Source organism: Acinetobacter sp. V102_4 (assembly GCF_031799005.1).
Taxonomy (GTDB): domain Bacteria; phylum Pseudomonadota; class Gammaproteobacteria; order Pseudomonadales; family Moraxellaceae; genus Acinetobacter; species Acinetobacter calcoaceticus.
Window position 1 is genome coordinate 54,156 of record NZ_JAVQNR010000037.1, and the last position, 20,881, is coordinate 75,036.

Here is a 20,881-nt window from a genome sequence, read left to right on the forward strand (position 1 = left end):
TTTAAGCCTCACCATCAACTTCAATGGGTGGAAGTTCCATTGCTTCAGGGAACATCCATGCAGGTGAGACCATATCTTTAAAGTCAACTTGGACATTGAGGCGTTGGCTGTATTGAGCAATACGCTGGTATGTCGCAATAACGGCTTCATCAACACGTTCAAATAGTTGTGCAATGCCTTTTTTTTCTGCTGTATCCAACACACTATTCACATCATTTTGATAACGCATGAGGGCATTAAGAAAGGTAAGACCAGAAGTACTCAGAGTCTCCATTGCTGCTTTTTCGATAGCTTGTTCTTCTGACTCAGCACGCTTTTTGATTTGTGCAGGGCTTTTTAACTTGGCATTCTCTTCGAGTAATTCATTATTACGCTTGTCTTTAGTGCCAATAATTTTATCTTTTGCATCAACATCAGCTGTTAAGTCTTCAACTTTTTTAGTTAAATTCTTTTTTTCTTTGGCATGTTTTGCGGACATTTCCTCAATGAGATCAATCAAGCTTTCACGGTCTTCTGTTTTAACTGCTTCACCGTTGATAATCACTTCACGATCTTCAGTATCCAACTTGCGTAGTTTGCGCAGGTCACGATAACCTAGACCCATGCGTTGGCTGGTCTCAAGAAAATCTTCACCGAAGGTTGATAAGTTTTGAATGTCTTGATTAATCTTTTCATAACTATATCCAAGGTGCTGGCAAAACTCTTCAAAAGTTGTAACGGTTACAGGTTTTCCGAAAGCATCAAGTGTCTTTAAGCCCTTGTATTGTTTAGTTTCCTTGATTTCTGCTACTAATTTAATTTCTGTAACGGTTACAAGTTTTTTAATAAAGGCAGTTGCTTTAATTGCCCCAAGTTTTTCAGAAAGCTGAATTTGCTCAACTGAAACACTTTGCTCAATTTGTGCAAGCTGATTTTGATCAAGTTCATTCATAATCATGCCTCTGATTTAATTTGATTCACACGAGCCGTGACACGTTGAATATGTTCGGTAATGTGTGCTTGGGCACGGCTGATTTCTTCTGAATGTGTATGAGCAATAGCTACCATCTCTCTACCAAGTGCGTAGCTGCCATCATCCATTTGTGATGCCAAACCTTCGTTAATAAGAGTTTGAAGATATCGGTACACTTGGCTTGGACTCTCTTCCAATTTTTTTGCTAAATCACTTATGGTCACTCCTTTCAGACTATGACCACGTAAAGCCTTTAAAACTTTGAGGACTTTGCTAGCTGACTTATTTACTGTTGTCATTAATGGCTACTCCCAAAATTGTATTTAAGTAATACAAGTTCCTGACGCAGAATCTCGTTATCTTGTTCTGCAAAGAACCAACCGATGTATCCAAAGCAAACTAAAAAAATGCAGATATAAATGAGCAATTGATTTTCTTTTTGCATAGCTTTCCCTTATTCTTGTTTGTGCTAATATGTGCTTATTGAAAATGATCAGGGTTTGGTTTTAACCCAAAATAGACTGCAATATCATGTGCTAATCCAAAGTTACCTTTGTATTGACCATTTAAAACTTTGTAGACATCTTGAGGTTTCCACCCTTTTTCTTTTGCAACTGATGAAAGTGGAATGCCTTTAGCTCGATATTCATTCTTCACTTGCTCACCTGTTTTGATGGGCATTGCAGCATTAGTTGCCATATGAGTGTTCTCCTTTGTGGGGATTAAATAGTTTTAAGTGGTATTGAAACCAATTTAATCCAAATGGATAAAACAATCAATCAATTTTGATAAATTTTTGAGTTTTCTATGGCATTGTCTATTGGTAGTCGTATTCGTAACATTCGTGGTACAGAATCAAGATCTTCTTTTGCTGAAAGATTCAGTATTGGTACAGCTACTTTACAAAGATATGAAAGTGATGAGAGATCACCTGATATTGAGTTTTTAAGTAAGTTGCAAATCGCTACAGGCTATTCATTTGATTATTTGGTATATGGAAAAGAGACAGAGCTTCCTACCGAAGAGAATCTTGTATTAAGCAAATTCAGAGAAGCCGCACCTGATATTAAAAATAAAATTTTGATGCTTCTTTTAGGTGGGATTGATGCGACAGAAAATGTCGTAAAAAACATATCTAATACTGGAAATAGCACACAATACAATGCTAAAAATCAAAATATTAATAATGCTCCAGTCACAAAAAAGAAAACCAGCATCAAAATAGGTAAACAGCAAGGTGATATTGTGAATGGAGATAAGCATGTAAATAAATAGGTGGATCAATGAACGAGATAAAAGAAATTCGACAAGTTAAAGTAAATAAATTACAAGGTGACATTATTGATGGCGATAAGCACATTCATTATGCGACTCCAAAAACCTTGTATGATTTTGATAACCGGACTTTGAAAAAAGAGAGGGATATTTGTAAAGGAAAAATATCAGAGCTATATTTAAAAAGAGTCCCACCTTTTATCTGGATAATTCTTGGAACAATTTTTACTTTATACTGTTTATATACAATAATTCTTCCTAACCTGTTTAACAGTGTAATGCCCACAGACTGGGCTATTGTCTTAATGTCTGCAATGTTTGGTACAGTTGCCCCATCTCTATGGTTAGCTTGGATTCGTTATAATGATGATGAGCTTTTAGCGGATTATAAGTTTACTTATAAAGAGGCTACAAAAATTTTAAGAAAACGGGGACGACTATGAAGAAAAGTTTAGTTTTAATTGCCTATATATTTATTTTGAGTGGTTGCTCAAAAGAGTCTATTGAAGAAAAAGCGAGCACATCTGAACAGGTATCTGATAAAATCAATATGAGTAAATATACTGAAGAGCGTGATTTAGCAACATTGTTAGAGAATGAATATGAAGAAGCACAAAAAGAAACTAAAATTAGCCGTCCCCCTATTTATACGCCAATTAGTATTAAGCAAACAAAAGAGTTTATTAAACGTGTTGAAGAGACCAGAGAGGGAGACTCCAAAGTAGATATTGAAAACCTTCTCGAAGTTTCTCAACAAAGCCGTAGATATAATGCTTTAGTTGATGAAGCTAAGAGTATCTACGGGGAAATGGATATTACAAATGAATTAAGATACTGCACTATTTTTGCTGAAACTGCACGAGAGCTATGGAAATTAACATATTCTCCGCCTACAACTTCACCAGAATTTGATGAGAATACACTACGATTAAATTTAGCAACTTATAATGAGTCCAAACAAGTGTGTATCGAAGATGTTCAGATGAAACTGAGCGAGAATACTTGATAATAAAAGAAATAGGATATACGTTTAAATACTGTGACTACTGGCCATAAAGATACCCATAGCAGATTATTTAAATGGGAACAATGATTATAGAACCTGAAAATAAGCAATTGGATAGAGCCTTAAAAATTGAACGAATATATAAGTTGGAAATCAGATGAAGAAATTACTCTTAGTTATTGGGCTATTTACACTAGTTGGATGTTCTAAAGAACCAATCCGTGATCCAGTTGAACCGGTATCTAAAGCAACAGACGAAAAGAATGTAGTGGACAAGAATGAAGCAGCTATCTTAGTTGATAAAATTCAGTCTATACCAACACTTGAGCAAGCAATACAAGTCTCTATTGGCATGATGGATGACTCATTTAATAAAATGCCAACTGCTGCAATGTTCATTCCATTATGGGCAGAGAAGAACAAAATTGATTTGGGTATGATTAATGCTATTACTTCGACTAGCTATGGGAAGATCATGAAAGATTCATCTTCCGAACGAGGTAAAAGCTTTTGTGTTACAGGTATGGTTGGAGATATTGCTGTAGATCGTTCAGCTGGATTTGCTGTTTATACAGGTGGTATCGTTACTAATGATATGCGTATTGTGAGATATATCGCGATGAAATCGACTGGTGATATCGTCGATGGATCTATGAGTAAATTCTGTGGAATCGTTGTTGGTAAAATAAAGTATGAAAATGCTAGAGGAGGCACAACACATGCCCCATATTTAGTAGGTATGTTTAATTTACCTGAGAATAAATGAATCTGAGTGGAAACATTTCCGCCTAATCTAAAAAAGTATAAGATTGCAATATGACCTCATCATTTGATGAGGTTTTTTTATGTCCACCCCAGTAAAAGCAAAGTCCTTTGTACTTTCTAAACTGAGTCTCAGCCGATTAGAGGGTGTTCACCCTAAATTGGTTGCTATTGTTAAACGAGCAATCCAAATCACTCAACAAGATTTTATGGTGGTTGAAGGCGTTCGTAGCAAAGAGCAATGTTATATCAATTATGGTAAAGGCCGTACTGTAGCTGAATGTCAGGTGAAAGGTGTACCCGCCAAATATGCTCAACCTAAATTGTCCAAAGTCACGTGGCTGAATAATCCACTTTCTTCACTCCATGTATCTGGTCGAGCTGTTGATTTAGTCCCATACCCTGTGGACTGGAATGATCTCAGTAAATTTAAAGTCATTTCCGTCGCCATGAAGCAAGCAGCCAAAGAGCTTGGGGTGACAATGGATTGGGGTGGAGATTGGAAATCGACCAAAGACTACCCTCATTTTGAATTGGTCTAGGAGGGAAAATGCATGAAAAAAAGTCAGCATAAAATCCCTACATCGGTGATACAAGCACGAATTAAGCAACAAGTTGAAAAGGAATTAAAAGATTTGCCCGTTTCGGATGAGCAAGTGAGCTTGTTGCGTGCGGATTTGTCCAAGGCGAATAGCCAACTTGATCAAGTCTCATTAGAACTTGCTGATAAAAAACAGCAACTTTTAGATCAAGCGAAGCGACATCAAACTCGTATTGATGAGTTGAAGGATCAAAGTGCTCAGCAACCACAATCTTTGCAAGCTGTTCACGGCTCTACAATAAAGCTTGGTTTTTGGGTACACAATTGGCAAACAGGCTGGATGTGGTTTAGTAACGTTGCTTTTGCAGGCATTGTTACTGTTCAGACTTTTTACGATACGTTGCCAGCTGAAGTCATCATGGCATTACCTGCAGATACGCAATCAAAAATCACCTTAACTTTAGCTGTATTGGGGCTTTTTGGACGTTTTATTAATCAAAGTAAACCTAAGCCGTTACCACCTGCATCCGATGATTTTAAGGAGGATGCATGACCATTCAACTTGAAGCGTATCAAGTGTTTCTTGTTCTTTCTGGTGTCATCAGTGCTGTTTTTGGCATGATCAAGCTCATGGGCAATCAGATTAATGACAATATTCAGCAGAACTTTGAGTCAATTAATCAAAAGATTGAGGAAGGGTCACGACAAAATTTGAAAAGTCAGGAAGATTTACGAAAGTTAGAGCGTGAATTTTTTCAGTTTCAAGTGGATATGCCATTTCGTTATATTGCGCGAGATGACTATATCCGTGGTCAAACCGTGATTGAAGCAAAGCTTGATGCTGTGGCGGAAAAGCTTGAGAAAGTACAGATTAAGCAAGGAATTAAGCCATGAGTTTTGATGTTCAAAAAATCCGTCGTGAAAGTATGCGTTGGCATTTACTCAATGCCTTGGATAAAGCACGTCCCTTGGGGGCATTGGATACTCTACTGCTGGATGTGATGCGCGCGTTATATCCTGACACCACCCCACAAGAGCTACATGTTCAGCTGGACTATTTAGAAGAACGTAAGCTGGTTGAAATTAAAAAGCAGCCAGATGGCCATTGGCATGCAAAACTAGATCGCTTGGGCATTGATATTGTTGAATACACCATTGATTGCCAAGCCGGGATTGCACGCCCAGATAAATACTGGCACTGAGGTGAAATATGGCGCGTGAATCCTCAATTGATCAGCTCAACAGTGATGATAAGACGTGGCTTGATCAGCGGTTTATGGATCAAGGCTTTTGTGGCTATGAAGAAATCGCCAAAATCCTGCAAGAACGTGGCTATGACATTAGTAAATCCAGTGTGCATCGTTATGGCCAGAAAGTAGAACAAAAGCTTGCTGCCGTTCAGGCCAGTACACAAGCAGCCATGATGATTGCAGATGCTGCTCCGGACGATAGCGACATGCGTAGTTCAGCGGTTTTGTCATTGGTTCAGACTGAGCTGTTCAATGCTCTCGTGGCATTACAAGAAGCCGATAATGAGGAGGCTGATCCGGCAGACCGCATCATGCTGATGGCCAAAGCAGGTAAAGGTATTGCTGAAATTGCCAAAGCCTCTGTCAACCAAAAAAAATGGGAATCAGAAGTTCGCGAGCGTGTCCAAGCTGCTGCCAAGGCGGTGGATAAGATTGCAAAAAAAGGTGGATTAACTGCTGAAACTGCTGCGGAAATTCGAAAACAGATTTTGGGGATTGTCGATAAATGATCACAGCAGAAGCATCTCCAATTGATCTATTACAGCCTGATTTTGACAGTGATGTTCCTGCTGTCCTATTACCCTATCAACAAGAGTGGATTGCTGATAAGAGTCCGCTGAAGATTGGTGAGAAGTCACGACGTATTGGTTTGACTTGGGCTGAAGCTGCCGATGCAGCATTGGAGTGTGCCAGTGACCGTTCTGCCGGTGGGCAGAACTGTTATTACCTTGGCTATAACAAGGACATGACGGTTGAGTTTATTCAGGCTGCTGCGATGTGGGCACGAGCCTATGGCTTGGCAGCTGCTGAAGTTGAAGAAGGTATTTGGGAAGATGGTGATAAACATATTCAAACCTATATCATCCGATTCCCTAAATCCGGCTTTCGTATTGAAGCTTTAACCAGTCGTCCATCCAACTTACGTGGTCGCCAAGGTCGAGTGATTCTGGATGAGGCTGCATTCCATGAGTCACTCGACGAACTACTTAAAGCAGCTATTGCACTACTGATCTGGGGCGGTTGTGTACGGGTGATTAGTACACATGATGGTGAAGACAATCCATTCAATGAATTGATTAATGAAATTCGAGCCGGTAAACGTAAAGGTACAATTCATCGTACAACCTTCCGTGATGCTGTGGCTCAAGGTTTATATCAACGTGTTTGTATACGTGAAGATATTGCCTACGATGCAGCTGAAGAAGCGTTATGGGTACAAGAAGTTTACGATTTCTACGGCAGCTCTGCGGATGAAGAATTGGATGTCATCCCGAGCAAAGGTGGTGGTCGCTGGTTACCGCATTCACTCTTAGAAAGTAAAAAAGATGACACTGTACCGGTTATTCGTTTTGAAGCACCGAAAGGCTGGGATGACTTTAGTAACGTGAGTGAGGAAGTGCGAAATGCTGAGGTGACTGAATTCTTTAATGAGCACTTAAAGCCATTGCTTGAAGCTCTACCTAAAAAGCTGATCAGTTATTACGGCCTAGATTTTGCCCGTAAACGTAATGCTTGTTCCTTCTGGCCTTTGGTCGAGCAACAAAACACTAAAAAGCGTATCCCATTTTTATTTGAAATGTTCAAGGTTCCGTATAAGCAGCAAGAAGAATTTTTAAAACTGATTGTTGATATGCTGCCAAACTTTAGCAAAGGTGCCCACGATGCCGGTGGTAACGGTGGTTATTTGGCTGAGGCCATGCAGGTCAAATATGGTGAGCGTATTGAAGCGGTCATGTTGACTGAAAGCTGGTATCGGGAGCATACACCACACTTTAAAGCCTCATTAGAAGATGGTGACATTGAGAATATGCCAGCCGATCAGGATGTGGTTGAAGACCATCGTGCCTTTGTCATGGTCAATGGTGTGGCACGTATTCCAGCACAGGGTAAATCTAATTCAAATAATAAAGATCGTCATGGCGATAGTGCCATTGCGCATTTACTGGCAGATTTTGCGAGTCATCATCCATCGGCACCGATTGAGTTCATACCATTACCATCTCACGATGAAATTGAAAGGAATATGGATGATTACCAATGGTTGAGTGATTCAGGCTGTATTTAAACAATTCATAGGAAGAATTTCCGTCTGATCTGAATATTGTTCCTGCATTAAGGTGATCGTACTTCATTCCTATATAGGATGCTTCATGGACATTCAATCATCACGTATTTCTATTGAAATTAATCAGCAACTGGTTTATTCGCAGTATCAAAGTAATGGCCTAAAAAATAGTGTTTACCCAATGGCCCCAGACGAAGTTTATGCTTTACGAGAATTGATCAAAGCTGCTGACCAAGAACTTGCTAGCCTAGAACAAACTTCAGGGAGTGTGTCTTATATTGAAATCCAGTTAGAAGGTAAAACCTGCTTCAGTCAAAACGTACCCATTGATGGTACACCGTTAGGCACTATGACCAATGATGCCTCTATTAACCAGAAGCTCAAACAAATTCTAGAGAATGCATTGGTGCAGATTAATTATCAATTAGGCGTCGTTTCAGAATAAACGGCCATTTAATCTTTTAGTCCTAAACCTGAACAATAAAACGAGGTGACGATTCTTGTTGGAGCAAGAATCGCCCCCTTTGGTAATTTAGCTACCGCAGGCAAAGCCTCGCTACTGTGCACACAGTATTTGCAGGCTATCAAAAATGAAATGCTTTTGCAGTAGGTGAAACTATGAAAACCAAACCAATTGTGCCGTGGATGGGTGGTAAACGTCGACTGGTGTCGCAATTAGTCCAAAAAATGCCGGAACATGACTGTTATGTAGAATTATTTGCAGGTGGTGCAGCACTATTTTTTATGCGTGAGCAGCCATCCAAAGTTGAAGTGATTAATGATTTAAATGGTGAACTGGTGAATCTTTACCGTGTTATACAACACCATTTAGAAGAATTTGTTCGGCAATTTAAGTGGGCATTGGTCAGTCGGCAAATGTTTGATTGGTTGAAAAATGCTTCAACGGATTTAATGACAGACATTCAGCGTGCAGCACGATTCTATTACCTACAACATCTTGCCTTTGGTGCAAAAGTTTCCGGGCAAAGCTTTGGCACAGCAACGACCTCGCGACCAGTGAATTTACTTCGAATCGAAGAGCAACTCAGCGAGGCACACTTACGTTTATCAGGTGTCACAATTGAACATTTAAGCTGGGATAAATGCTTACTTAAATATGATCGGCCCCATAGCTTTATGTATGCAGATCCGCCTTATTGGGAAACCACTGGATATGGATGTGACTTTGGATTTGAACAATATCAAAAGATGGCAGAATTGATGCGAAGCTGTAAAGGTAAAGTGATGTTGTCTATTAATGATCATCCAGATATTCGGGAATTATTTAAAGTATTCAATATTTGCACGACTGAAAAAATCAACTATACCGTTGGCGGTGCGAGCCAAAGTAAAGTAAAAATGCATGAGTTAATCATTACTAACTACTAAAGCATACGGTTTATAGATTTATAAATCTTTATAAAGCTATTTTTAGCGCTTTAAAGATGATTCAGCATAAATGAGTCAGGGATTGGTCCCAAATCGCTTAAATCGCCTGTTTTTTAGATTCCTCCTAATAGGGGGAATTTATTTATACTTCATTCAACGGAAGTCCTTCCGCCTAATCAAGATACTTTGAATCTTCCATGATGATGCAAAATCCACACATTGTATTTGCATCATGTCTAAAAAAAAGCCCACCTCAAAAAATCGAGACCTGTCTGCACTTGAGACCACCCAGACCGCTGAGGTTGCATGGTTATCAAGCCAGTGGCAGGAACATCCTGTTATTGGCTTGACGCCACAACGCTTACACCAGTTATTGACTGATGCGGAGCAAGGTAATTTACAAGCACAGGCTGATTTGTTTTGTGATATGGAAGAACGTGATGGTCACATCTTTAGTGAGATGGATAAGCGTAAAAAGGGTGTCAATGGATTAGCTTGGGTGGTGAATCCCCCTAAAAATGCAAATGAACAAGAAAAAAAGATTGCTGCTGAAGTTCACGAGTGGATTGATGATATTGAGGATTTTGAACAGTTCTTGTTTGATGCCATGGATGCAGTCGGTCATGGCTATAGCTGCCAAGAGATTGTTTGGCATAAGCTCGGTCATTTGTGGTTACCTCAACATTTTAATTTTGCGATTCCTCGCAATTTTCTGACACCTTATCAGCAACCCAATGAACTGCGCTTGAATGACGGGACACCTGATGGTGCAGAGTTTTGGGACTTTGGCTGGATTGTGCATCGACATAAAGCCAAGTCTGGCTATATTGCCCGATCCGGACTACACCGTGTGCTTTCATGGCCATTTCTGTTTAAGAACTATGGCATCCGTGATGTGATGGAGTTTTTAGAAACCTACGGATTGCCCAATAAAATTGGTAAATATCCAAGTGGTGCCACGGATCAGGAAAAAATGACCCTGCTGCGTGCGGTGATGATGATTGGTCGTAATGCCGGGGGAATTATTCCGAACGGGATGTCGATTGATTTTGCTGCAGCAACAGACGGTGATACAAAAAATCATTTTGATCTTGTGAGCTGGTGTGAGAAAACGCAATCCAAGATTATTGTGGGTGGGACCTTACTGTCTCAAGCTGATGGTAAATCCAGTACCAATGCATTAGGGAATATTCACGAAGTTCAATTTGGCAAGCTGGTGAAATCCGATGCCAAACAAGCTGCCAGAACAATCAATGATAGTTTAATCAGCTATTTGATGCGTTTGAATTATCCTAATATTCCCCCAGATCGCTACCCTAAGTTTAAATTTGATACCTCGGATACCGAAGATATTCAGACCTTTGGGGAGGCATTACCAAAACTGGTACAGGTGGGAATGAAAATTCCACGGTCATGGGCACAAGAAAAACTAGGAATTCCCGAGCCGAGTGAAAATGAAGATATTTTAACAACGATTCAGGAAGCCAATATTGCTGCGAATTCGCTTTTATATTCTGGTATGCGAGTCCCAGCAAATTTAGTCGCACTGAACCAGAATACGATCACAACGGCATCACCTGCGGAACTGGTAGCCATTCGTGCACAAGGTTTGTTGGATGAACAAGTACACCAATTGGACCATCAGCATTTGCAGAATCAGGCTGAGGCTATTCTACCAGCAATGATCAAGAAGCTGAGTCAGGCGCAAGATATTGAGGGTGCCTTGGCCATGTTGGCTGAGCTTTATCCGGATCAGGATTTAGAAAGTCTTCAGAATGATTTAGAAAAGCTTATTTTTGCCAGTGATGTCCTTGGGCGACTCTCAGTACATGAGGGGCGAAAGCGTGGATAAGCCAACAATGCAGGCTTTATTCAAGCAACCGCCACGTAAAGCCATCGAATATCTTGAACAAAAACAACTTATGCCCTCACAGGACTGGTGGCAAGTCCAAGGCAATGCCCATAACAAGGCTTTTGTCATTGCTCAAATGACCAGAATGGATTTACTAGAAGAGATTCGCCAATCTTTACTTGATGCCCAAAAAAATGGCTGGGATTTAAAAAAATGGTCTGAAGTTGTTGAACCTAAAATGAGACAACGTGGCTGGTGGGGAAAACAGGATATTTTAACAGAAGATGGTCAACGCACAGTACAACTTGGCAATCCCTACCGTCTCAAAACCATTTATCAAACCAACATGGCTCAAGCTTATGAAGCAGGTCGTCAAGCTGTCATTTGGGATGACAATCCACTTTTTCCCTATGTTCAGTACAGCGCTATTTTAGACAATCGCACCCGGCCAAGTCATCAAGCCCTGCATGGTGTGGTGATGCATAAGAATGACCCGGCATGGCAATATATTGCCCCCAAAAATGGTTATAACTGCCGATGTACTGTGATTGAGTTGATGGAGGGTGATGTTCAGGGGCAGAAACTTAAGGTTTGGGATAGTGGTGAATTTCTTCAGGTCTACGATGTCGATGTGAGCCATGGTGGTGTTGCTCAGGTCGCAAGATTAGATTTGCCTGATCGGCCATCGTTTTCGACAGATGCGGGTTGGGTGGGTCGACCAGCGTCTTTACCAACTAAACAATTGATGGATAAGACGGCATGGATTGAGCCACGCTTGGCATCCAATAGCGTGACCCGAACATTTGAGAATAAAGCAGTTGTCAACCAATACAATGAAGAAGTGAAGCAATGGATTCAAAATGTTGATCCGAAGCGTCCCAAAAATGAAATGCGTCATGTTGGTGTACTGGATCACGAGTTTCTAGACGCATTATCTAAACAGAACATTGATATTTCCAGCGCTGCATTAGTTGTACATGATAAGTACACACTTGGGCATTTAGATAAAGACCGTAAAAAGCATGACCGCGGATGGGTTGAAAATATTGTTGCACATTTGACCGAGCCACATGATCTGTATCTGGATACCAAGGACAATACACCACTGTTGGTTTTTGATATTGATCAGGATGGTGAGGTCTATAAGTTGGTATTACACATTAATAAATCTTTGAATGCCAAAGATCAGACCGGAGACAAGCAGAAAGTGATAGGCAATTTAATCAGGACCGTCGTCATTGATAAGCAGGTTAATTTCACCAACGGTCAACAGTATAAATTTTTAGCAAGGAAAAAGTGAGCTGGTTCGGGACTCGAACCCGAATCTACGGAGGATGATTGGAACTCCGCTGCTTTCCCATCAGCTACTTCAGCTCACCTCCATATGATATTAGTTTAAATACTAGGCAGGATCAAGTATGAGTGTTCTTCAGATCAAAGATGATGAGGTCCGGCAAAAGCTGAATCAAGCTGCTCAGCGTTTAGTGAATACTGAACCTCTGACAGCAGATTTGGAACGCGTTTTAGTGAGTCAGTCACTACAAAACTTTCATGCCAATGGCCGTCCTAAATGGGCTGGCCTATCTCCCGTAACATTGGCAAAGTATCGAAAACAAGGCATTAAACCCCAAGGAATATTACAGCGTAGCCCCGGTGGTTTACGTGACAGTGTTCAAGGTGACCATGATATGAACTCAGTCACGATTGGTGCAGGTTCTGGAAAAAGTGCAGCTTATGCACCTATTCACCAATTTAGCGGTATGGCTGGAAGAAAGCGTAAGGTTAAGATTCCGGCACGACCTTATTTACCGATGAATCAACAAGGCTTCTTACAAGCGGAAGCTGAGAATGCGGTTAGTTTTGTGGCCAGTCATTACTTATCAACACTCTTCGATTAAAAAAACAAACGGAAGGTTTTCCGCCTAATCTTTTCATCTTTGGAAACTTAATCTCATAGCATCATTTTAAAAGTTGATGTTATGACTGACTCAATTCGTGTTGCTTATTGCTCATTTAACTTAAATGCAGCGTCAAATCACTTGGTTTTAGTCCCTGAGGGAATTTTTACCGGGGTTGATGGTCGCCCGCATGATGCCCCGCACTGGAATCTTACACCAGAACGTGGTCGTCAAATTGTAGCAGTACTCAATCAACGTAAGATTGATATGGTCATTGATTATGAACATGCCACGTTAAAAAGCCAGACTTCAGGTGATCCGGCACCTGCAGCAGGTTGGCTAAAGTCAGATCATTTTGTCTATATCGATGGAGTTGGGATATGTAGTACCAAATTTGAATGGCTTGATAAGGCAAAAAACTATATTGAGTCGGGAGAATATAAATATCTATCGCCAGTCCTTTTTTATAACAAGCTCGGCGAAATTCTAGCATTAATCAATGTTGCTCTCACAAACACCCCTGCATTAGACCAGTTGCCCGAAGCCAAACTTGCTGCGGCAGCTCAGGAATATTTTGCCCAAAATTATGATGAGGATTTAACCATGAATGAGTTTTTAAAGCTCATGCTTAAGAAGTTAGGACTTGCTGAAACTTCTACTGAACAAGAAGTTCTGGCTGCTGCTAATAGCCTTTTTACTAAGCTGGATGGTGCGTTCGGCACAACACTCGCGACCGATCAAACGTTGGATCAAGCGATTGATAAAGCGGTTGAAGTCAAAGCTGCAGCAAATAGCCAAGCACCAGACCCAACAAAATTTGTACCAATCGGCGTATATAACGAAGCTGTTTTAAAGGCAGGTCATGCTGAAGCAGCGGGTAAAGCCAAGGAAATAGATGACCTCATTGTTGCTGCTTGTAGTGATGGTCGTCTTACAGGTGAGGTAACCATTAACTACTATAAGGAGTTGGCAAAAACTAATCCTGATGTTGCCAAAGTACAAATTGAAGAATTACCAAAAATTGCAGCTTTGACCCAGCGTCAAACCACGACTCAACAACAGGGTCCTTCACATCATCAAAATCAATTAACTCCGGAAACCTTAACTGTTGGCAATTTAATGGGTGTTGACTGGAATGAGGGCAAATAGCAATGAGCAGTATTTTAACTCAGGAAGAACGACAAACCGAGCGTCGTGAAGTCGGTTTGATTCATGTCCCTGTTAAGGCAGGTGCAACTATCGTCGCTGGTTTTATGGCTGTTGTTGATGCTACCGGTCATGCAGTCACTGCGACTGCTGCTACAGGCTTAACATATTTAGGTCGTTATGAAGACAGCGTTGACAATACGGAAGGTGCAGATGGTGAAGTTTACGTTTTAGTCCGCACCCATGATGCCTTCTTGTTTGCAAACAGCGCGACTGATCCAGTAACTCAAGCAGCTTTTGGCAAGCCTTGCTATATCGAGGATCACGAAACAGTAGCCGAGACCGATGCTGGTGGAACCTTGTCTGTAGCTGGTCGTGTGGTAGGTATTGATGAAAATGGAGTATGGATCGAATGATTGTTAATGGCGCGAATTTAAATGCGATTTTCTTGAACCTAAGTAAGGTTTTTAACCAGACATTTAATGATGTCCCGATTGAATATACCAATATTGCCATGGTTGTCCCTAGTAATGGTGCTTATGTGGATTATCGTTGGTTGGCTAACTTCCCTCAAATGAAGGAATGGATTGGTAAAAAACACATTACCAAGCTTGCTGAATATGACTACGTCATTCGTAACAAAGATTATGCTGCAACGATTGAAGTTCGTCGTAATGACATTGAAGATGATCAAATGGGGATTTACAAACCTCAAGCTGAATCAGCAGCATGGTCAGCAAAGCAGCACCCCGATGAGCTGGTTTTTGAAGCAGTGAATAAATCATTTACTGCGAAGTGTTATGACGGCCAACCTATGATTTCTACGAATCATAAAGTGGGCAAACTGACCTTCAGTAATAAAGGAACAAAGAAGCTTTCGATTGCATCGCTTGCTGAAGCCCGAGCTTCGTATGGTGTGGCCCGTACCACAATGATGAAATTCAAGGATGAATCTGGTCGTCCTTTGAATGTTAAACCTAATGTATTACTTGTACCCCCAGCACAGGAAGATGTTGCCAATGCTTTAATGACCGTAGATCGTTTGGAAGATGGTAAGCCAAACCCATATAAAGGTAGTGCAAAAGTCCAAGTGTCTACACGTTTAACCGATGATGATGCATGGTTCTTGCTGGACAACACAAAACCAGTCAAACCCTTTGTCTATCAGGTGCGCAAAAAACCTGTATTTGTTCAGCAAACCAATATGGATTCACCCTCTGTCTTTATGGAAGGCGTTTTCTACTTTGGTGCTGAAGCACGTGGTGCAGCTGGTTATGGCTTCTGGCAGACCGTTTACGGTTCTACTGGCAAGGAGGCGTAAGCCATGTATGCAACGGTAGAAGCAATGCTCCAAAAGTTCGGAGAGCAAGAACTACAACAGCTCACTGATAATGAGGGACCCTTTCAATATGAAATCAACATGACCAAGCTCAATTCAGCAATGGATGAAGCCAACAGTGAGGTTGATGCCTATGTGGGAAGCCGTTATTCACTACCGTTGCAAACGATTCCCCCCTTTTTAATTAATATCGCCTGTAATCTTGCGCGGTTTTATGCAGTTACGGGTGATTTGACTGAAAATGATCCTATTAAAAATCGTTATGAATCATCGATTAAAACGCTAACAAAGATTTCTAAGGGTGAATTAACACTGGGTGGCTCACCTGCGGGTGAATCTAAACCGGTACAAACTGCTGCAAATAATGTGGTTTTTGTTAAAGGTCGGCGCGACTTTGGAGGCAGCGGATGGTGAATCTGCGCATCGGTGATGTCGAGCAAGGCATTAAAGCCGTTCTTGCTCAACAAATTACTTCAAAAAAATGGCCATGGGTTCGTGAAATCAAAACTTATGGGGGGGAATTTGATGATGAGACATTGGTTTTCATCCGGTCTTTTCCAGCGATCTGGGTCACATTCCAAGGTTCAGGGAAACCCCATAAAATCAGTAATAACAAGACTGAGTACCCATTAACCTTTGTTGTGATGGTTGGCGCAAGGTCTTTACGTAATGAGGAGGCTCGTCGGCATGGGACACTGACCAATATTGGCACCTATGACATGTTATCTAATGTACATGAACTACTGACAGGCAATAACTTATCGAGTGTCGGTGTATGTGGTTTAGAGCCATTGGCACTGGGTCGCACCCAGACGATTTTTAACACAAAAACCCAAACCTCCTCAATTAGTGTCTTGGCGCAGGAATTTACCACGCAATATATTCTCACAGCTTCAGATCGTGATCGAGAGGAAGAAGCTGAAGAGGCTTACTTGGAACGTATCAATATCGATTATCACTTTAATCCAAACGACTACGGTATGTATGAGTCTGATTTGGTCGAGCTTAAGGAAAATTAAAATGGTTCAATCTGGCATTAGAACCCCGGGCCTCTATACTGATGTGAATATCAATACTCAGCGTACAGGCTTACCTGGAAATGTTCATCGTGTATTGTTTGTCAGTACGGATGATGTCAAAGATATGGTTCAGCCCGTGGATATCTATGATGAATCGGACGCTGACGAAAAAATCGCAAAAGATAGCTTTATCGGGCGGATGATTAACGCTGCCATTGCCACCAATCGACTGGTCAATGTACAGGCGATTACACTGGCAACTGAGGTCGATACAACACTGGATAAAATTGCACCACTGGGTCATACCATTATTACGGTGAATCAAGCCCCACAAGAAGGTGATGAAACCGAAGCGTGGGTTGATTATCTAAACTTTGTCAGTGGTTCCATTGAACAACGGCCTGCAATTTTAGTGGTTCCTTTTACAGATATTGATGCTGCAACTGCCTTTGCAGCTCAACCATTTGTTGAGACCAATTATCGTATTGTGGCAGCTTGTTATCATGGTGCTTTTGGTCAAGAGGCTGAAATTGCCGGTGCAATGGCAGCAGCCTTAGCAGATTCCAATGACCCTGCGGTCCCATTCAATGGTGTAAATTTAGGGGGTGTTACTGCAGTTGAAGATCAATACAAGTTGACCTTTGAACGTCAGGAACGTGCATTAAAAGCCGGTGTTTGTGTGATTAGTACGGGTGCGGATGGGAAGCCTGAGATTGTTCGGGCAATTTCGACTTTCCGAAAAAACCCGGATTCAGGAATGTCTGATGACATCATGCTCGATATTAATGGGGCATTGGTTATTGACTATGTGCGTCTGGTGATGCGTACTGCTGTATCTAAAGAACGTCGTCAAAAGAATACATCTCCTAGACGTCGTAACCTGCGCTCAATTTTTTTGACGGAAGCTTTGAAGCTGGAGAAAGCTGAAATATTAGAGCATGTCACTGAAACGGCAGATCAACTCACAGTCACACAGGATGATCAGGATAAAGCCCGTGCAAATGCAGACATCCCGAGTCACTGGGTTCGAGGGATGCATGTTATTGCGTCAACCTTGAACGTATATTAGCCTAATGTTCTCCCTTGATTATAAAAAGGCTGCTACGGCAGTCTTTTTTATGATCTCAACGGAAAGGTTTCCGCCTAATCTCCTACCTATTAATACCAGAAAATGAGTCAACGTTAACAAGAGCATTTAAACATGTCTGAAGAAGTCGTTGGCTCTATTGTGATGAGCTATAACGGTCTGGAATATGACTGTGCCAAATTTACCGCGTCAATTACTACCGGGACAAAACCGGTTGCCACCATGAACCGTGAGCAACGAATCAAATATGTTGCGACAGGTGTTCGTACTTTTGAGCTGACCGTTTCAGTCGTTATCCCAGATGGAAAAGATTCGGTTAAGTGGCTTGATATTAAAGATGGGCGTATTTCGGTGGAATCCCCAAGTGGTAATTTTCGTGAAACCTTCATTGATTGCCACACTACATCAGTGAGTGCAACGTATGATCTCAATGGAGAGACGTTACGTGACTTATCCCTATTTTGTTTAGATTATTTTGATGAAACTCTGTAGCAGGTTAGAAAATGGAAAAAATTAGTATTGATGGTGATTTACCCGTTCCAATCAAGATTTTAGTTGATGAGGAACAAATCAAGTGCGGTAAGTTTGTCATGTCTTCAATGACTGCTATTGAATATGTACAAGTCCAAGCCAAAATCACAGGTCTGCACTATATCTCTATTTCAGATGTGGTTGCCATGACCAAACTGGTTGATGATGAAGGTCATCACCATGAATTGACTTATGTTGATCTTGCTGAAGGCTCTCATTTTAACCTGATCCATTTAACTGAAACCAAGGCAGAATTAGAGGCAAAGGTCAAAGCCGCGAGTTAATTGAGCGCGTTCGATTAATTCGAGCATTGATGGCTATAGGTATTCCGTATGTAGAGGCATTAAATATGCCTCTACATATTGCCATAGCTTTTCTCAGTGATGAGCGGCGACTCACCCCATTGCGTCAAGAATCCAAACCACCCACGACCAGAACACCAGTACAGCCTCAGCCCCAACGTTCGAATACGGTGACTAAAAGCTATATTTCAACGGAGCGTAAACACTCAACCCCTAAAGGCAAATTATGAGTAGTCGGAATACCACTGTTTCATTAACATTGCAGATTAAAGGAAATGCGGGTCAAGAGATGAAACGCATCTCTGATCAGCAAGTGACGGCTACGACCAAGATCAACACGCAATGGACTCAGATCAGTTCGGCTCAAGCCAAGTTTGTGAATACTGCCCGTGCCGGTGCTCAAGCAACTCAAAATACTGCACGGATCAGTGATCAATTATTAAGAACAAATCAAACTCTAGAACAGGTCTTAAAGCAGCAAACCAGACAGACGCAATTGCAATCTCAACTTATACATAATCAAACCCGTGATTATCAAAATCAAGTAAATCAACTCCGGCAACAAACTACTGAAGCTGGTCGTTTACGGCAGCAATTAGAAAAAGCTGGACGAGAAAATCGCGATCTACAGCGTGGTGGACTTGGAAATGGATTGCAGAAGGTTGCAACCACAACAGGCGGTATCTACGCTGCTGGCATGATTGGAGGGAATTACCTTAAAGATCCACGTGATTACATGCAATCTATTTCTCAATCGGTTGGGACAATCTATGGTGGTCAACAGCAGACACCCGAACAACGAAAAGCAAAAATTATGGAGACTGAACGTTGGGTTCGCAATTCTGCTGTAAGTGGTGGGTCTAGTCCTCAATCTATGGCAATAGTGTTAAAAGAATTTTCTGCTTCCCCTGCATTTGAAGTCGGTGAGATTGAAAATGCACTAATGATAGCAAGTCAAGCTGCTTTTGCTAGTGGTTCAGATCCTGTTGATATTGCAAAAATGATGATTGCTAGTCGCCAACATAATCCAAGTGTCTCATTGGATAAAGTCATCAATATGGCTTTTCGGTCAGGCCAGCTAGGCTCATTTGAATTGGATAATATGGCACGAAATATGCCTAGTCTACTGAGTACAGCAAAAGGTGCTGGCTATACTGGCGAAGAAGGCTATAAGAACTTGCTAACAATGGCACAAGTCAGTACAAGAACTGCATCAACTCCTGATCAGGCTGCCAATAATTTAGAGAATTTACTAGGTGAATTTAGCCAACATAGTTTTGGATTACAGATTGCAAAATATATAACACCACGTAAAGGCTTACCGATTACTCAATATGGTGTAGCAGGTAATCGTACAGGGGTTGACTGGACAAAATATGCAGCTGATGCTCAAGAACGTGGTATTGGTCAAGTAGATGCAGCTGCTGAATTATTAAATGGTGAAATGCAAAACAACCCACTATATCAAGAGTATCAAGCCAAGGCCCAGAATGCTCAGAAAGAAATACTCCATAAAAGGAAACAAGGACTTAATGTCGCTCAAGAATTAATAGAATATCAAGAGAATCTTGATGCTGCATTAAAAATAGTTAGTCAAAGTGGAATCGGTAAAATTTTTCATAATAAGCAATCATTGGCTGCATTTACAGCCATCACCTTAAGTAAGGGGAATGATGGTGATTTCAATGATCTTATGCAACAAACGGATTATTTAAGCTCGCGTACTGCTGTTGCCGATGAACATAAGCTTCAGTCTCAAGAGGAATATGCGAAAGACAATTCTTTAGATACAGTAAAATTTAATGCAAAAGTTGATAACTATAATGGAGTTTCGGGTTGGCTGGGTGATTTAAAACAAGGACTTGCTGATTTCGCTAGTTCCAACGAAGATGTAGCAGCAGCGGCATCTGCAGCTGTAGTCGGATTAGCTGCTGTCGCAACGGCTGGTGGAATTGCTGCCATTAGTATGCGAACAGGTCATCCACAAACTCCTTCAACACCACCTATTTCAACAGGTAAGACTCTTGGAAATGTAGGAAAGGCAGCAGGCTTTTTCGGGGCACTCTATACTGGATATCAGGCATTTAAGCCTATTGATGATTATCTATATAGTAAAATTGATAAATTTGCTGGTGGCTCTGGTGAAAAAGTTGATTTTGTTCAGCAAGCGATAGAGCAATACAAAGCTCAACAAGTAGCAACTGAGCAACAGACTCAAAAAAGTGACCAATTGCTTACTGAGCAACAAACTCAGAATCAATATAGTCAAGAACTTTTGGGTAAAATGGATGCTTTGATTAATGCCACTCACCAAAACAAACCACTGCCATTCCCAAGCGGAGGCTCACTTCTCTCCATGATATCGCAACATGCAGCCACTGAAGAAAAGCGCTCAGGTTCACCAACCATTCCTTATATGCTTCCGCATGGCCCATAAAACTGAGTGGAAGCATTTCCGCCTAATATG

At 41.2% G+C, this 20,881-nt stretch carries 28 protein-coding genes and 1 tRNA gene; 25 read left to right on the forward strand and 4 right to left on the reverse strand.

Going from position 1 to position 20,881, the window contains the following annotated elements:
• Position 1: 1 nt before the first annotated feature.
• The 3 genes from RMB13_RS08940 to RMB13_RS08950 all read right to left on the reverse strand — a co-directional run bounded on the left by RMB13_RS08940 (position 2) and on the right by RMB13_RS08950 (position 1,651).
• Positions 2-931 (reverse strand): hypothetical protein, encoded by a 930-nt coding sequence (locus RMB13_RS08940; RefSeq protein WP_311085029.1) that lies wholly within the window; start codon positions 929-931, stop codon positions 2-4.
• 2 nt (positions 932-933) lie between these two features.
• Complete coding sequence (locus RMB13_RS08945; RefSeq protein ID WP_311085030.1) at positions 934-1,251, reverse strand: helix-turn-helix domain-containing protein; 318 nt, start codon at positions 1,249-1,251, stop codon at positions 934-936.
• Positions 1,252-1,432: 181 nt separating this feature from the next.
• On the reverse strand, positions 1,433-1,651 hold the full coding sequence (locus RMB13_RS08950; RefSeq protein ID WP_311085031.1) for a DNA-binding protein: 219 nt from the start codon (positions 1,649-1,651) through the stop codon (positions 1,433-1,435).
• A gap of 108 nt (positions 1,652-1,759) precedes the next feature.
• On the opposite strand from RMB13_RS08950, the gene RMB13_RS08955 reads away from it, so the two are divergent.
• The 14 genes from RMB13_RS08955 to RMB13_RS09020 all read left to right on the forward strand — a co-directional run bounded on the left by RMB13_RS08955 (position 1,760) and on the right by RMB13_RS09020 (position 12,392).
• A complete protein-coding gene (locus RMB13_RS08955; RefSeq protein ID WP_311085032.1) occupies positions 1,760-2,227 on the forward strand; it encodes a helix-turn-helix transcriptional regulator in 468 nt (155 codons plus the stop codon).
• Between the two features lie 8 nt (positions 2,228-2,235).
• Complete coding sequence (locus RMB13_RS08960) at positions 2,236-2,670, forward strand: hypothetical protein (protein WP_311085033.1); 435 nt, start codon at positions 2,236-2,238, stop codon at positions 2,668-2,670.
• Entirely contained in the window at positions 2,667-3,233 is a 567-nt protein-coding gene (locus RMB13_RS08965; RefSeq protein ID WP_311085034.1) for a hypothetical protein, read from the forward strand. Before RMB13_RS08960 ends, RMB13_RS08965 begins: the two co-directional genes overlap by 4 nt.
• Positions 3,234-3,390: 157 nt before the next feature.
• Positions 3,391-3,999 carry a hypothetical protein gene (locus tag RMB13_RS08970; protein ID WP_311085035.1) on the forward strand — a complete coding sequence of 203 codons (609 nt, stop codon included), beginning with the start codon at positions 3,391-3,393 and terminating at the stop codon, positions 3,997-3,999.
• Between the two features lie 79 nt (positions 4,000-4,078).
• Positions 4,079-4,537: a M15 family metallopeptidase gene (locus RMB13_RS08975; protein ID WP_311085036.1), complete on the forward strand. Its 459-nt coding sequence runs from the start codon at positions 4,079-4,081 to the stop codon at positions 4,535-4,537.
• Between the two features lie 12 nt (positions 4,538-4,549).
• Complete coding sequence (locus tag RMB13_RS08980) at positions 4,550-5,089, forward strand: hypothetical protein (RefSeq protein ID WP_311085037.1); 540 nt, start codon at positions 4,550-4,552, stop codon at positions 5,087-5,089.
• The gene (locus RMB13_RS08985; protein WP_311085038.1) at positions 5,086-5,430 is read left to right on the forward strand and encodes a hypothetical protein; all 345 of its coding nucleotides are present in this window, start codon (positions 5,086-5,088) and stop codon (positions 5,428-5,430) included. Before RMB13_RS08980 ends, RMB13_RS08985 begins: the two co-directional genes overlap by 4 nt.
• Positions 5,427-5,738, forward strand: a complete 312-nt coding sequence (locus RMB13_RS08990) for a hypothetical protein (RefSeq protein WP_311085039.1) — start codon at positions 5,427-5,429, stop codon at positions 5,736-5,738. Before RMB13_RS08985 ends, RMB13_RS08990 begins: the two co-directional genes overlap by 4 nt.
• Before the next feature lie 8 nt (positions 5,739-5,746).
• The gene (locus tag RMB13_RS08995; RefSeq protein WP_311085040.1) at positions 5,747-6,295 is read left to right on the forward strand and encodes a DUF3486 family protein; all 549 of its coding nucleotides are present in this window, start codon (positions 5,747-5,749) and stop codon (positions 6,293-6,295) included.
• Positions 6,292-7,851 carry a hypothetical protein gene (locus RMB13_RS09000; RefSeq protein WP_311085042.1) on the forward strand — a complete coding sequence of 520 codons (1,560 nt, stop codon included), beginning with the start codon at positions 6,292-6,294 and terminating at the stop codon, positions 7,849-7,851. The genes RMB13_RS08995 and RMB13_RS09000 overlap by 4 nt, the downstream gene beginning before the upstream one ends.
• A gap of 85 nt (positions 7,852-7,936) precedes the next feature.
• The gene (locus RMB13_RS09005; RefSeq protein ID WP_311085043.1) at positions 7,937-8,296 is read left to right on the forward strand and encodes a hypothetical protein; all 360 of its coding nucleotides are present in this window, start codon (positions 7,937-7,939) and stop codon (positions 8,294-8,296) included.
• 173 nt (positions 8,297-8,469) lie between these two features.
• Positions 8,470-9,240, forward strand: coding sequence for a DNA adenine methylase (locus tag RMB13_RS09010; RefSeq protein ID WP_311085044.1), 771 nt, complete (start codon positions 8,470-8,472; stop codon positions 9,238-9,240).
• 232 nt (positions 9,241-9,472) lie between these two features.
• Complete coding sequence (locus RMB13_RS09015; RefSeq protein ID WP_311085045.1) at positions 9,473-11,092, forward strand: DUF935 domain-containing protein; 1,620 nt, start codon at positions 9,473-9,475, stop codon at positions 11,090-11,092.
• Positions 11,085-12,392, forward strand: a complete 1,308-nt coding sequence (locus RMB13_RS09020) for a phage minor head protein (protein ID WP_311085046.1) — start codon at positions 11,085-11,087, stop codon at positions 12,390-12,392. Before RMB13_RS09015 ends, RMB13_RS09020 begins: the two co-directional genes overlap by 8 nt.
• Here the strand turns inward: RMB13_RS09020 and RMB13_RS09025 are convergent.
• A tRNA-OTHER gene (locus RMB13_RS09025) sits at positions 12,390-12,468 on the reverse strand. The genes RMB13_RS09020 and RMB13_RS09025 overlap by 3 nt on opposite strands.
• 42 nt (positions 12,469-12,510) lie before the next feature.
• On the opposite strand from RMB13_RS09025, the gene RMB13_RS09030 reads away from it, so the two are divergent.
• The 11 genes from RMB13_RS09030 (at position 12,511) to RMB13_RS09080 (ending at position 20,851) form a co-directional block, all read left to right on the forward strand.
• Positions 12,511-12,990 carry a phage virion morphogenesis protein gene (locus RMB13_RS09030; protein WP_311085047.1) on the forward strand — a complete coding sequence of 160 codons (480 nt, stop codon included), beginning with the start codon at positions 12,511-12,513 and terminating at the stop codon, positions 12,988-12,990.
• A gap of 81 nt (positions 12,991-13,071) precedes the next feature.
• Positions 13,072-14,139: a phage protease gene (locus RMB13_RS09035; RefSeq protein ID WP_311085048.1), complete on the forward strand. Its 1,068-nt coding sequence runs from the start codon at positions 13,072-13,074 to the stop codon at positions 14,137-14,139.
• 2 nt (positions 14,140-14,141) lie between these two features.
• Positions 14,142-14,552 (forward strand): hypothetical protein, encoded by a 411-nt coding sequence (locus tag RMB13_RS09040; protein WP_311085049.1) that lies wholly within the window; start codon positions 14,142-14,144, stop codon positions 14,550-14,552.
• Positions 14,549-15,457, forward strand: coding sequence for a Mu-like prophage major head subunit gpT family protein (locus tag RMB13_RS09045; RefSeq protein ID WP_311085050.1), 909 nt, complete (start codon positions 14,549-14,551; stop codon positions 15,455-15,457). Before RMB13_RS09040 ends, RMB13_RS09045 begins: the two co-directional genes overlap by 4 nt.
• A gap of 3 nt (positions 15,458-15,460) precedes the next feature.
• Positions 15,461-15,889: a DUF1320 domain-containing protein gene (locus RMB13_RS09050; protein ID WP_311085051.1), complete on the forward strand. Its 429-nt coding sequence runs from the start codon at positions 15,461-15,463 to the stop codon at positions 15,887-15,889.
• Positions 15,883-16,494: a phage protein Gp37 gene (locus RMB13_RS09055; protein ID WP_311085052.1), complete on the forward strand. Its 612-nt coding sequence runs from the start codon at positions 15,883-15,885 to the stop codon at positions 16,492-16,494. Before RMB13_RS09050 ends, RMB13_RS09055 begins: the two co-directional genes overlap by 7 nt.
• Positions 16,495-16,747: 253 nt before the next feature.
• A complete protein-coding gene (locus RMB13_RS09060) occupies positions 16,748-17,563 on the forward strand; it encodes a phage tail protein (protein ID WP_311085140.1) in 816 nt (271 codons plus the stop codon).
• Positions 17,564-17,695: 132 nt separating this feature from the next.
• Entirely contained in the window at positions 17,696-18,073 is a 378-nt protein-coding gene (locus RMB13_RS09065) for a hypothetical protein (protein ID WP_311085053.1), read from the forward strand.
• Between the two features lie 11 nt (positions 18,074-18,084).
• On the forward strand, positions 18,085-18,396 hold the full coding sequence (locus RMB13_RS09070) for a hypothetical protein (protein ID WP_311085054.1): 312 nt from the start codon (positions 18,085-18,087) through the stop codon (positions 18,394-18,396).
• 29 nt (positions 18,397-18,425) lie between these two features.
• Positions 18,426-18,644, forward strand: a complete 219-nt coding sequence (locus tag RMB13_RS09075) for a hypothetical protein (RefSeq protein WP_311085055.1) — start codon at positions 18,426-18,428, stop codon at positions 18,642-18,644.
• Positions 18,641-20,851: a phage tail tape measure protein gene (locus RMB13_RS09080; RefSeq protein ID WP_311085056.1), complete on the forward strand. Its 2,211-nt coding sequence runs from the start codon at positions 18,641-18,643 to the stop codon at positions 20,849-20,851. Before RMB13_RS09075 ends, RMB13_RS09080 begins: the two co-directional genes overlap by 4 nt.
• The last annotated feature ends 30 nt before the right edge of the window (positions 20,852-20,881 follow it).

Coding starts and splice junctions, on each gene's coding strand:
- RMB13_RS08940 (WP_311085029.1), bottom strand. CDS start 931: ATGAATGAACTTGATCAAAATCAGCTTGCACAAATTGAGCAAAGTGTT.
- RMB13_RS08945 (WP_311085030.1), bottom strand. CDS start 1,251: ATGACAACAGTAAATAAGTCAGCTAGCAAAGTCCTCAAAGTTTTAAAG.
- RMB13_RS08950 (WP_311085031.1), bottom strand. CDS start 1,651: ATGGCAACTAATGCTGCAATGCCCATCAAAACAGGTGAGCAAGTGAAG.
- RMB13_RS08955 (WP_311085032.1), top strand. CDS start 1,760: ATGGCATTGTCTATTGGTAGTCGTATTCGTAACATTCGTGGTACAGAA.
- RMB13_RS08960 (WP_311085033.1), top strand. CDS start 2,236: ATGAACGAGATAAAAGAAATTCGACAAGTTAAAGTAAATAAATTACAA.
- RMB13_RS08965 (WP_311085034.1), top strand. CDS start 2,667: ATGAAGAAAAGTTTAGTTTTAATTGCCTATATATTTATTTTGAGTGGT.
- RMB13_RS08970 (WP_311085035.1), top strand. CDS start 3,391: ATGAAGAAATTACTCTTAGTTATTGGGCTATTTACACTAGTTGGATGT.
- RMB13_RS08975 (WP_311085036.1), top strand. CDS start 4,079: ATGTCCACCCCAGTAAAAGCAAAGTCCTTTGTACTTTCTAAACTGAGT.
- RMB13_RS08980 (WP_311085037.1), top strand. CDS start 4,550: ATGAAAAAAAGTCAGCATAAAATCCCTACATCGGTGATACAAGCACGA.
- RMB13_RS08985 (WP_311085038.1), top strand. CDS start 5,086: ATGACCATTCAACTTGAAGCGTATCAAGTGTTTCTTGTTCTTTCTGGT.
- RMB13_RS08990 (WP_311085039.1), top strand. CDS start 5,427: ATGAGTTTTGATGTTCAAAAAATCCGTCGTGAAAGTATGCGTTGGCAT.
- RMB13_RS08995 (WP_311085040.1), top strand. CDS start 5,747: ATGGCGCGTGAATCCTCAATTGATCAGCTCAACAGTGATGATAAGACG.
- RMB13_RS09000 (WP_311085042.1), top strand. CDS start 6,292: ATGATCACAGCAGAAGCATCTCCAATTGATCTATTACAGCCTGATTTT.
- RMB13_RS09005 (WP_311085043.1), top strand. CDS start 7,937: ATGGACATTCAATCATCACGTATTTCTATTGAAATTAATCAGCAACTG.
- RMB13_RS09010 (WP_311085044.1), top strand. CDS start 8,470: ATGAAAACCAAACCAATTGTGCCGTGGATGGGTGGTAAACGTCGACTG.
- RMB13_RS09015 (WP_311085045.1), top strand. CDS start 9,473: ATGTCTAAAAAAAAGCCCACCTCAAAAAATCGAGACCTGTCTGCACTT.
- RMB13_RS09030 (WP_311085047.1), top strand. CDS start 12,511: ATGAGTGTTCTTCAGATCAAAGATGATGAGGTCCGGCAAAAGCTGAAT.
- RMB13_RS09035 (WP_311085048.1), top strand. CDS start 13,072: ATGACTGACTCAATTCGTGTTGCTTATTGCTCATTTAACTTAAATGCA.
- RMB13_RS09040 (WP_311085049.1), top strand. CDS start 14,142: ATGAGCAGTATTTTAACTCAGGAAGAACGACAAACCGAGCGTCGTGAA.
- RMB13_RS09045 (WP_311085050.1), top strand. CDS start 14,549: ATGATTGTTAATGGCGCGAATTTAAATGCGATTTTCTTGAACCTAAGT.
- RMB13_RS09050 (WP_311085051.1), top strand. CDS start 15,461: ATGTATGCAACGGTAGAAGCAATGCTCCAAAAGTTCGGAGAGCAAGAA.
- RMB13_RS09055 (WP_311085052.1), top strand. CDS start 15,883: ATGGTGAATCTGCGCATCGGTGATGTCGAGCAAGGCATTAAAGCCGTT.
- RMB13_RS09065 (WP_311085053.1), top strand. CDS start 17,696: ATGTCTGAAGAAGTCGTTGGCTCTATTGTGATGAGCTATAACGGTCTG.
- RMB13_RS09070 (WP_311085054.1), top strand. CDS start 18,085: ATGGAAAAAATTAGTATTGATGGTGATTTACCCGTTCCAATCAAGATT.
- RMB13_RS09075 (WP_311085055.1), top strand. CDS start 18,426: ATGGCTATAGGTATTCCGTATGTAGAGGCATTAAATATGCCTCTACAT.
- RMB13_RS09080 (WP_311085056.1), top strand. CDS start 18,641: ATGAGTAGTCGGAATACCACTGTTTCATTAACATTGCAGATTAAAGGA.